The sequence below is a fragment of the Azonexus hydrophilus genome, assembly GCF_038368255.1.
In the GTDB taxonomy this organism is placed as follows: Bacteria; Pseudomonadota; Gammaproteobacteria; order Burkholderiales; family Rhodocyclaceae; genus Azonexus; species Azonexus hydrophilus.
The window spans coordinates 1402982-1412423 of sequence record NZ_CP151406.1; the positions used below are offsets into that span (position 1 = coordinate 1402982).

General features: G+C 62.6%; 10 protein-coding genes. All 10 read left to right on the top strand.

The window, feature by feature from the left end; genetic code table 11:
• The first annotated feature begins 131 nt into the window (after nucleotides 1-131).
• The 10 genes from AADV58_RS06840 (at nucleotide 132) to AADV58_RS06885 (ending at nucleotide 9404) form a co-directional block, all read left to right on the top strand.
• On the top strand, nucleotides 132-737 hold the full coding sequence (locus tag AADV58_RS06840; RefSeq protein ID WP_028996080.1) for a MotA/TolQ/ExbB proton channel family protein: 606 nt from the start codon (nucleotides 132-134) through the stop codon (nucleotides 735-737).
• A 3-nt stretch (nucleotides 738-740) separates the two neighbouring features.
• The gene (locus tag AADV58_RS06845) at nucleotides 741-1157 is read left to right on the top strand and encodes an ExbD/TolR family protein (RefSeq protein WP_028996079.1); all 417 of its coding nucleotides are present in this window, start codon (nucleotides 741-743) and stop codon (nucleotides 1155-1157) included.
• Nucleotides 1157-2164 (top strand): tetraacyldisaccharide 4'-kinase, encoded by a 1008-nt coding sequence (gene lpxK, locus AADV58_RS06850; protein WP_341744395.1) that lies wholly within the window; start codon nucleotides 1157-1159, stop codon nucleotides 2162-2164. Before AADV58_RS06845 ends, lpxK begins: the two co-directional genes overlap by 1 nt.
• Nucleotides 2145-2321 carry a Trm112 family protein gene (locus AADV58_RS06855; protein WP_028996077.1) on the top strand — a complete coding sequence of 59 codons (177 nt, stop codon included), beginning with the start codon at nucleotides 2145-2147 and terminating at the stop codon, nucleotides 2319-2321. Before lpxK ends, AADV58_RS06855 begins: the two co-directional genes overlap by 20 nt.
• On the top strand, nucleotides 2321-3103 hold the full coding sequence (gene kdsB, locus AADV58_RS06860) for a 3-deoxy-manno-octulosonate cytidylyltransferase (protein WP_028996076.1): 783 nt from the start codon (nucleotides 2321-2323) through the stop codon (nucleotides 3101-3103). The genes AADV58_RS06855 and kdsB overlap by 1 nt, the downstream gene beginning before the upstream one ends.
• A 73-nt stretch (nucleotides 3104-3176) precedes the next feature.
• Nucleotides 3177-3830, top strand: a complete 654-nt coding sequence (gene adk / locus AADV58_RS06865) for an adenylate kinase (RefSeq protein WP_028996075.1) — start codon at nucleotides 3177-3179, stop codon at nucleotides 3828-3830.
• A gap of 4 nt (nucleotides 3831-3834) precedes the next feature.
• Nucleotides 3835-5106: a 6-phosphofructokinase gene (locus tag AADV58_RS06870; protein ID WP_281981909.1), complete on the top strand. Its 1272-nt coding sequence runs from the start codon at nucleotides 3835-3837 to the stop codon at nucleotides 5104-5106.
• A 106-nt stretch (nucleotides 5107-5212) separates the two neighbouring features.
• Complete coding sequence (locus tag AADV58_RS06875; RefSeq protein WP_341744396.1) at nucleotides 5213-7378, top strand: type I secretion system permease/ATPase; 2166 nt, start codon at nucleotides 5213-5215, stop codon at nucleotides 7376-7378.
• Entirely contained in the window at nucleotides 7375-8790 is a 1416-nt protein-coding gene (locus AADV58_RS06880; RefSeq protein WP_028996072.1) for an HlyD family type I secretion periplasmic adaptor subunit, read from the top strand. Before AADV58_RS06875 ends, AADV58_RS06880 begins: the two co-directional genes overlap by 4 nt.
• Nucleotides 8790-9404, top strand: coding sequence for a helix-turn-helix transcriptional regulator (locus tag AADV58_RS06885; protein ID WP_051295537.1), 615 nt, complete (start codon nucleotides 8790-8792; stop codon nucleotides 9402-9404). The genes AADV58_RS06880 and AADV58_RS06885 overlap by 1 nt, the downstream gene beginning before the upstream one ends.
• The last annotated feature ends 38 nt before the right edge of the window (nucleotides 9405-9442 follow it).

A 9442-nucleotide genomic window follows, 5' to 3' on the forward strand; every position in this document is an offset into this window, starting at 1 on the left:
ACAGTTGTTCCACAGACTTATCCACAGCTTCTGGGGATAAGCGCCGGCAGGGCCGGGAATTCGTTATGCTTGCCCCGGGGGCGATGGGGAGGCAGAATTGCGGACTGAATTCTCCTCAAGGACAATGTCACGTGTTTGAAATCGTCAAAGCGGCCGGCTGGCCCATCTGGCCCTTGTTGTTGGCTTCGGTCATCTCGGTGGCGCTGATCATCGAACGTTCTATCGCCTTGCGTCGTGCCAAGATTGTTCCGCCCGGTTTGTTGCAGCGGGCCGTCGGGGAATTTCGTCGCGGTGCCGACAACAGCAAGCTGCTTGACGAACTGAATCGGCACTCGCCACTGGGTCAGGTGCTGGCCGCCGGCCTGCGCAATGTCAACAATTCCCGCGAGATCATGAAGGAATCGATTGAGGAGGCCGGCTCGGCGGTTGCCCATGAACTCAATCGTTACCTGACGACGCTCGGGACCATCGCCTCGATCAGCCCGCTGATGGGCCTGTTCGGCACGGTGGTCGGGATGATCGAGATCTTCGCCTCGCAGGCGCCGGGAACCGGCAGCCCGCAACAGCTGGCGCACGGTATCTCGATCGCCCTGTACAACACCGGCTTCGGTATCTTCATCGCCATCCCGAGCATGATCTTCTGGCGTCACTTCCGCGCCCTGGTCGACGGTTTCGTCGTCGAGATGGAGCAGCAGGCGGTGCGCCTGGTCGAAGTGATGCACGGCGACCGGAAGTAAGTCATGAATTTTCAGCGCGGACGCGGCCGGGAAGAGCCGGAAATCAACCTGATTCCGATGATCGACGTGCTGCTGGTGATCATCATCTTCCTGATGTTGACGACCACCTACTCGAAATTCTCCGGTCTGGAAATCAATCTGCCGACGGCCGAGTCCAGCCAGGAGAACAAGCAGCCGAACGAAATCGATGTGGCGGTGACGGCCGGTGGCCAGATCCTGGTCAACAAGGTGCCGCTGGCGACCACCGACGTTGCCGCGATTTCCGTCGCGCTGCAGCAGGCGGCCGGCAATCGCGCCGAGCCGGTGATCGTCATCAACGCTGACGCCAAGGCGACTCACCAGAGCGTTGTCGATGTGATGCAGGCGGCGCAATCGGCCGGTTATCCGCATATTTCCTTCGCCACCCAGTCGGCGCAGTGATGCTGGCCCGCTGGTTGCAGCGACAGTGGTTCCAACGCCGGCTGACGCCGGCGTTGTGGCTTTTGCTGCCCTTGCTGCTGCCGGTGAACCTGCTCTTCGTCGCGGTCGCTGCCTGGCGTCGTCGCCATACCCGGCCGTTACGCCTGCCGGTACCGGTGGTGGTGGTTGGCAATCTGATCGTCGGCGGTGCCGGCAAAACCCCGCTGACCCTGTGGCTGGCCGGCGAACTGCGGGCGCGTGGCTGGTGCCCGGGTATCGTCAGTCGCGGCTACGGCGCCGCCGGTGGCGCAGCGCGGCCGGTCATGCCGCACTCACCGGCGCAGGAAGCTGGCGACGAGCCTGTGCTGCTCGCCCGGCGCAGCGGTGTGCCGGTATGGGTCGGCCGGGATCGGGCGGCGGCCGGCAAGGCGCTGCTGGCAGCCCATCCGGAAGTCGATGTGGTGTTGTGTGACGATGGTTTGCAGCATTACCGCCTGGTACGCGATGTCGAGCTGGCGGTGTTCGATCGGCGCGGCGCCGGTAACGGCTGGCGCCTGCCGCTGGGACCGTTGCGCGAGCCCTTGCGGCGCCTGGCATCGGTCGATGCGGTGATCGGCAACGATTTTGCGGCGCAGTGCCTGGCTGGCCGCACGCCGGCCTTCGCCATGCGTCTGCAGCCCGGCGAATTCTGGCGTCTGGACGAGCCGGCACAACGCTGCCCGGCAGCAGCGCTGCGCGGCAGGAAGTTGCACGCGCTGGCCGGCATCGGCGATCCGCAGCGATTTTTTGCGACGCTGCAGGGGCTGGGGCTTGAGTTTGTCGCCCACCCCTTTGCCGATCATCACGCCTATGTCGCGGCCGACTTGCGCTTCGGCGACGACACCGTGCTGCTGATGACCGAGAAGGATGCAGTAAAATGTGCTGGACTGACGACGGGGGAGGCCTGGGTGCTGCCCGTCGAGGCCGACGTGTCGTCGGCATTGACCGATTTGATAGTGGAGAAGCTGCGTGGACGCCCGATTGCTTGAAATTCTCGTTTGCCCGGTCTGCAAGGGCCCCCTCGAACACCGTAAAGCGGCGCAGGAGCTGGTCTGCAAGCCGTGCAAGCTGGCGTATCCGATCCGCGACGATATCCCGGTGATGCTCGAAGACGAGGCGCGCCAGCTGGGCGCCGACGAAGCGTGATCACGCCGGCCTTCAAGGTTGTCATCCCGGCGCGTTTTGCGTCGAGCCGGCTGCCCGGCAAACCGCTGCTCGATCTTGGTGGCAAGCCGATGGTCGTGCGCGTGGCCGAACGGGCGCACCTGTCCGGTGCCGAGGAAATCTGGGTGGCCACCGATCATGCCGAGGTGCGGGCCGCCTGCGAAGCCCACGAATTCGCCGCGCTGATGACGCGCAGCGATCATGCGACCGGCACCGACCGGCTGGCCGAAGTTGTCGCCCAGCGCGGCTGGAGCAACGACACCATCGTCGTCAATGTTCAGGGTGACGAGCCGCTGATCGAGCCGGAAATCATCGTCCACACCGCCCGCCAGCTGGCGGTCAGCGGTGCCGACATCGCTACCGTTGCCCATCCGATTGCCGATCCGGCCGATTTCTTCAATCCCAATGTGGTCAAGGTGGTGTTGCGGGCCGACGGCGATGCCGCCTATTTTTCGCGGGCGCCGATTCCCTACGCTCGCGATCACTTCGCCCGCGAGGGCGGCGGTGCCAGCCTGCCGGCGGATTTTCCGGCGTATCGTCACGTCGGGCTGTACGCCTACCGGGCGAGCTTCCTGAAGGCTTATGCCGGCCTGTCCGTGGCGCCGACCGAAAGCTTCGAAGCGCTCGAGCAATTGCGTGCGCTATGGCATGGTTACCGGATCAGCGTCGCCCTGGTCGACGCGGCGCCGGCCCCCGGCGTGGATACCCCGGAGGACGCCGAGAGGATGCGCAAACTGTTTGACCGGGCGGAAATAAGCAGGTAACTTCGACCGTCTAGAGAACGGCGCCACAACAGCCGACAACAAGAATTTTCATACGTAACCAGAGGGATTTTCCATGAAACTGATTCTTTTGGGCGCACCCGGCGCCGGCAAGGGTACGCAAGCCACCTTCATCTCGAAGGAATTCGGCATCCCGCAGATTTCCACCGGCGACATGCTGCGCGCCCAGGTCAAGGCGGGTACCCCGCTGGGTCTGGAAGCCAAGAAGCACATGGACGCGGGCGGCCTGGTGCCGGACGCCGTGATCATCGGCATGGTCAAGGATCGCCTGACCCAGGACGACTGCAAGAACGGTTACCTGTTCGACGGTTTCCCGCGCACCATTCCGCAAGCGCAGGCGATGAAGGATGCCGGCGTGCCGATCGAATTCGTGCTCGAAATCGACGTGCCGGACAGCGACATCATCGAACGCATGGCCGGCCGCCGCGCCCACCTGCCGTCGGGCCGCACCTACCATGTCAAGTTCAATCCGCCCAAGGTTGAAGGCAAGGACGATGTCACCGGTGAGGATCTGGTCCAGCGCGACGACGACAAGGAAGAAACCGTCAAGAAGCGTCTCGATGTCTATCACTCGCAGACCAAGCCGCTGGTCGAGTTCTACGGCAAGTGGGCAGCTGAAGGCGATGCCGCGGCACCGAAGGTGCGCAAGATTGCCGGTGTCGGTTCGGTCGACGACATCACCAAGGCGGTCTTCAACGCCCTGAAGTAAATCCATGACGGCGAACAATGCCTTCTACGCGCAGTCGGGAGGCGTTACCGCCGTGATCAACGCAACGGCGTGCGGCCTGATCCAGGAAGCGCGCCGTTTGCATTTGCTGCATCCGCAACGGATCGGCAAGGTCTACGCCGGCCACGACGGTATTCTTGGCGCGCTGACCGAAGACCTGATCGATACCAGCCGCGAGTCCGACGCGGATATTGCCCGCCTGCGCTACAGTCCGGGCGGCGCTTTCGGTTCCAGCCGCTTCCATCTCGGTCCGCTGAGCACGCATCGGGCGCATTTCGAGCGCCTGGTCGAGGTTTTTCGTGCCCACGAGATCGGTTATTTCTTCTTCAATGGCGGCGATGGTTCGATGGGCGCCGCCTGGCATCTGTCGCAGACGCTGGCCGAACTCGGTCATCCGCTGACGGTGATCGGCATTCCCAAGACCGTGGACAATGATCTGGCGCTGACCGACACCTGTCCCGGTTTCGGCTCGGTGGCCAAGTACGTCGCCACCTCGATGCGCGAGGCTGGTTTCGACGTGGCGTCGATGGCGCGCACCTCGACCCGGGTCTTCATCCTCGAAGCGATGGGTCGCCACGCCGGCTGGATTGCCGCTGCTGCCGGCCTGGCCAGCGAAAGCGAAGGCGATCCGCCGCATATCCTGCTGTTCCCCGAGGTCAGATTTGACGCCGAGCGTTTCCTGGCGCGGGTCGATGAATGCGTGCAGCGTCATGGCTATTGCGCCATCGCCGTCGCCGAGGGTTTGTGTGATGACGGCGGCTGCGAGATTGGCGGGCGCAGTTTCGACGATTTGCCCAGTCATACCCGGGCCGGCGGCGTCGGGCGCTTCATCGGCGAACTGATTCACGCCCGTTTTGGCCACAAATATCACCTGGCGCTGGCCGATTATCTGCAGCGGGCGGCGCGTCACCTGGCGTCCGGCACCGACGTCGAGCAGGCGCATGCACTCGGCGTTGCCGCAGTCGATCGGGCGGTGCGTGGCAGCAACAACATCATGCTGACCTTGCAGCGTCTTTCCGATCGTCCCTACCGCTGGGAAATCGGCGAAGTGCCGCTGAGTGCCGTGGCCAACAAGGAACACCGGATGCCGGCCGAATTCATTTCGGTCGATGGCTTTCACATCACCGAGGCCTGCCGGACCTATCTGCAGCCCTTGATCGAAGGCGAAGACCCGCCGCCTTTCCGCAGGGGCTTGCCCGATTACGTGCGTCTGGCCAATCATCGTGTGTCACGGGTTTTGCCGGATTTCGTACCGTGACTTGATATGCAAATGCTATTGTTTTAGCAGTCCTTTGCAATGTTTTGCAATTGTGACGGAAGCGAAGGTTAGAATCGTCGGAAATATCAGAAAGCAGGCGGAGTAAATGAGTATTTCAGGTGAGGCGGCCGTCAGTGGTCTGCGGGAGGATCTGATGCACCACGATCCACTGCTCGACTGCCTGGTCGAATTGACCCGTATCCACGGCAGGCCGAGCACGCGTGCGGCGCTGGTCGCCGGCTTGCCGCTGGAAAATGGTTTGTTGACGCCATCCTTGTTCTGGCGTGCGGCCGGGCGCGCCGGTCTGTCGGCCAAGCTGGTCAAGCGTTCGCTGGACAGTATCGATGAGGTGCTGTTGCCGGCGGTGTTGATGCTCAAGGGCGACGAAGCCTGTGTCCTGCTCGGTTGGGACGATAGTGGCGAGAACGCCCGCCTGCTGTTTCCGGATACCGGCCAGGGCTCGGTGGTGATGCCCCGCGCCGAACTGGCCGCGCGCTATCTCGGCGTCGCCATCTTTGCCCGCCCGCATTTCCGTTTCGACAAACGCACGCCGCAGGTTGGCGAAGTCAAGCTGCGCCATTGGTTCTGGGGGGCTTTGGCCGATCAGTGGCCGGTCTATCGCGATGTGCTGGCGGCGGCGCTGCTGATCAACGTGATGGCCCTGTCGTTGCCGTTATTCACCATGAACGTCTATGACCGGGTGGTGCCGAACCGGGCGCTGGAAACGCTGTGGATGCTGGCGCTTGGCGTCGGCATCGTGATCGCGGTGGACATGGTGTTGCGGACTTTGCGCGGTTATTTCATCGATCTGGCCAGTGCGCGTATCGACATGCAGCTGTCGGCCCGCATCATGGAGCGAGTCCTTGGTGTGCGCATGGAAGCGCGGCCGGCGGCGGTCGGTTCGTTTGCTTCGAACCTGCGTTCTTTCGAATCGGTGCGCGATTTCATTACTTCGGCGACAGTGACGACACTGATCGACCTGCCGTTTGCCATGCTCTTCCTGCTGGTCATCGGCATGATTGCCTGGCCGCTGCTGTTCCCGGTGCTTGGCGCCATGCTGGTCGTGCTGGTGTACGCCTACGTCCTGCAGCACAAGATGCACGAATTGTCGGAAACGACCTATCGGGCCGGTGCCTTGCGCAATGCCACGCTGATCGAAAGCCTGACGGCCCTCGAAACGATCAAGACCCAGGGGGCCGAGAGCATCATGCAGGCGAAGTGGGAAAAATCGGTTGCCTTTGTCGCCCGCATCAACAACCAGATGCGTTTCCTGTCGGCAGCGGCGACCAACGGCGCGATGGAAATGCAGCAGGTGGTCAATGTCCTGGTGATCATCGTCGGTGTTTACCTGATCGGCGACGGCAAGCTCAGCATGGGTGGTCTGATCGCCTGCACCATGCTGTCGTCACGCGCGGTGGCGCCGCTGGGGCAGATGGTCGGCCTGCTCATGCAGTACCACAATGCCAAGGTGGCATTGACCTCGCTGGAGCAGGTCATGGCCAACCCGGTGGAGCGTCCGGCCGATGCCAATTTCGTTCATCGGCCCGAACTGCGCGGCGACATCGAATTCCGCGATGTCGAATTCAGCTATCCCAATACCCAGGTTTCCGCGCTGCGCGGCATCAACTGCAGCATCAAGGCCGGTGAGAAGGTGGTGATCATCGGTCGCATCGGCTCCGGCAAGACGACGCTGCAGAAACTGATCATGGGTCTGTACCAGACCACCGGCGGTGCCGTCAGCATCGACGGGGTCGATGTGCGTCAGCTCGACCCGGCCGACTTGCGGCGCAATATCGGCTATGTGGCGCAGGATGTGACCCTGTTCTACGGCACATTGCGCGACAACATCTCGATCGGCGCGCCCTATGCCGACGATGCTGCGATCCTCGCTGCGGCTGAAGCCGGCGGACTGACGGATTTCGTCAATCGCCATCCGGATGGCTTCGACATGATGATCGGTGAGCGCGGTGATTCCCTCTCCGGCGGACAGCGCCAGGGGGTGGCGATTGCCCGAGCCTTCCTGATGGATCCGCCGATCCTGCTGCTCGACGAACCGACCAGCGCCATGGATTTTTCGTCCGAACAGCAATTCAAGCAGCGTCTGAAGAGCATTGCCGCCCACAAGACGGTGATCATCGTCACGCATCGCAACAGCCTGCTCGATCTGGCGACGCGAGTGATCGTCGTCGATGAAGGCAAGGTGGTCGCCGACGGACCGCGCGATCAGGTGATCCAGGCGCTGCAGAGCGGGCGTATCGGGAGGGCATCGTGAGCCGCCTGAAAACAGCCTTTACCACGGTGCACGCCTGGCTCGAGAAGCTGGCGCTGCGCAACAAGCCGCGGGTCGAGCGGGTGCTTGGCCGCCTGCCGAATCGCGAAGACGTCGAAGTGGTCGATTTCGCCACCGACGCCGATCTGGCCATGCTGCGCCAGGAACCCCTGCGCGCGCGTTTCCTGCTGCGTTCGATCGGCCTGGTCTTCGTGCTCTTTGTCGTCTGGGCGGCGATTGCCCAGCTGGATGAAGTGACGCGCGGAGAGGGTCGGGTCATTCCGTCCAAACAATTGCAGGTGTTGCAGTCGATCGACGGCGGCCTAGTGTCCGAAATTCTGGTGCGCGAGGGCGAGATCGTCGAAATCGACCAGCTCCTGATCAAGATCGATGAGACCCGTTTCGTTTCGTCGGTCAAGGAAAACCGGGCGCAGTATCTCGGCCTGCTGGCACGGACGGCGCGATTGCGCGCGATTACCGAGGGCAGCGAATTCATCCCGCCGGCAGAAGTTGTCGCCGAAGCGCCGGAAATCGCCATTCAGGAAGGGCAGTTGTTTGCCGCAAAGCGCAGCGAGCTTGAGGCGGCGCTGTCGATTGCCCGGCAACAGCTTGCCCAGCGCCAGCAGGAGCTGAACGAAGCCAGTGCCAGGCGGGCGCAGGCGGCGCAAGGCTATGACCTGACCTCGCAGGAATTGACGCAGACGCGCCCGCTGATCAATTCCGGTGCCATTTCCGAAGTCGAACTGCTGCGTCTTGAGCGTGATGTCTCGCGCTATCGCGGCGAGCGTGACATGGCTTCTGCCCAGATTACCCGGGTGCAGGCTGCCATCAATGAAGCCAAGCGCAAGATCGAGGAAGTTGAACTCAGCTTCCGTAACGATGCGGGCCGCGAGCTCTCCGAGTCGACCACCAAGCTCAGCGGGCTGGCCGAGGGTAGTGTTGCCCTGTCCGACCGGGTCAAGCAGTCGTCGATCCGCTCGCCGGTCAAGGGTATCGTCAAGCGTTTGCTGGTGAATACCGTCGGCGGTGTCGTCCAGCCGGGCAAGGACATGATCGAAATCGTGCCGCTCGAAGATGCCCTGCTGCTCGAAGCTCGGGTGCTGCCGCGCGACATCGCCTTCCTGCGTCCGGGACAACCGGCCATGGTCAAGTTCTCGGCCTACGATTTCTCCATCTATGGCGGCCTGGAAGGGACACTGGAGCACATCAGTGCCGACACGGTCACCGACGACAAGGGCAACGCCTTCTATCTGGTACGGGTGCGCACCAACAAGCCGGGCTTCGGCGACGCCAACCTGCCGATCATTCCCGGCATGGTGGCCGAGGTTGACATCATGACCGGCAAGAAGAGCGTGCTGACCTATCTGCTCAAGCCGGTTCTGCGGGCCAAGAGCGTAGCGATGACGGAGCGCTGATGGAATACGAAATCGTTGATACCGAGCATGCCTTCCTGCCCAACTGGCAGGCGGCCATGCCGGCTGCCCGGATGGTGTTGCGAGCGGCAGCGCAGGGCGGTGCTGGTGCAGATGTTTCGATTCGCTGGTGCCGTCTGCGTGCCGGGGAGTCAATCACCGTGATTCTGCCTGCTCTGCTGGCCCGCAATGGAAAAACCGTGATCCTGGCCGATGAGCCGGGCGATGCGCTGATCCTCGAAGCCCTGTCGGCCGGCGCGGCCGGTTGCTGCAACACGCATGCGGCACCCGAGGTGCTACAGCAGGTTGCCGCGGTGGTCGGTAACGGCGGCTTGTGGGTCGGCCAGAACCTGTTGCAGCAATTGATCGGCCGTACGGCCCGCATCCTGAGCAATCAGAATCCTGCGTCGGCCAAGGCTGCCTTGCCGGATACGCTTTCGGAGCGGGAAAAGCAGGTGGCTGCAATGGTTGCCAGCGGTGCAAGCAACAAGGAAATCGCCAATCGTTTGTCAATTGCCGAGCGCACCGTCAAGGCTCACCTGACCGCCATTTTTGACAAGACCGGTACCCGTGATCGTCTGCAATTGTCCTTGAAAATCAACGGCCTTAAGCTGTAATTCACGGATCGTTCGGTACAGTCCGAAAAACTGTACTT

What these genes read in the sequence shown, in the direction of transcription:
- AADV58_RS06845 (WP_028996079.1), top strand. Translation starts at nt 741, where the DNA reads ATGAATTTTCAGCGCGGACGCGGCCGGGAAGAGCCGGAAATCAACCTG.
- lpxK (WP_341744395.1), top strand. Translation starts at nt 1,157, where the DNA reads ATGCTGGCCCGCTGGTTGCAGCGACAGTGGTTCCAACGCCGGCTGACG.
- adk (WP_028996075.1), top strand. Translation starts at nt 3,177, where the DNA reads ATGAAACTGATTCTTTTGGGCGCACCCGGCGCCGGCAAGGGTACGCAA.
- AADV58_RS06870 (WP_281981909.1), top strand. Translation starts at nt 3,835, where the DNA reads ATGACGGCGAACAATGCCTTCTACGCGCAGTCGGGAGGCGTTACCGCC.
- AADV58_RS06875 (WP_341744396.1), top strand. Translation starts at nt 5,213, where the DNA reads ATGAGTATTTCAGGTGAGGCGGCCGTCAGTGGTCTGCGGGAGGATCTG.
- AADV58_RS06885 (WP_051295537.1), top strand. Translation starts at nt 8,790, where the DNA reads ATGGAATACGAAATCGTTGATACCGAGCATGCCTTCCTGCCCAACTGG.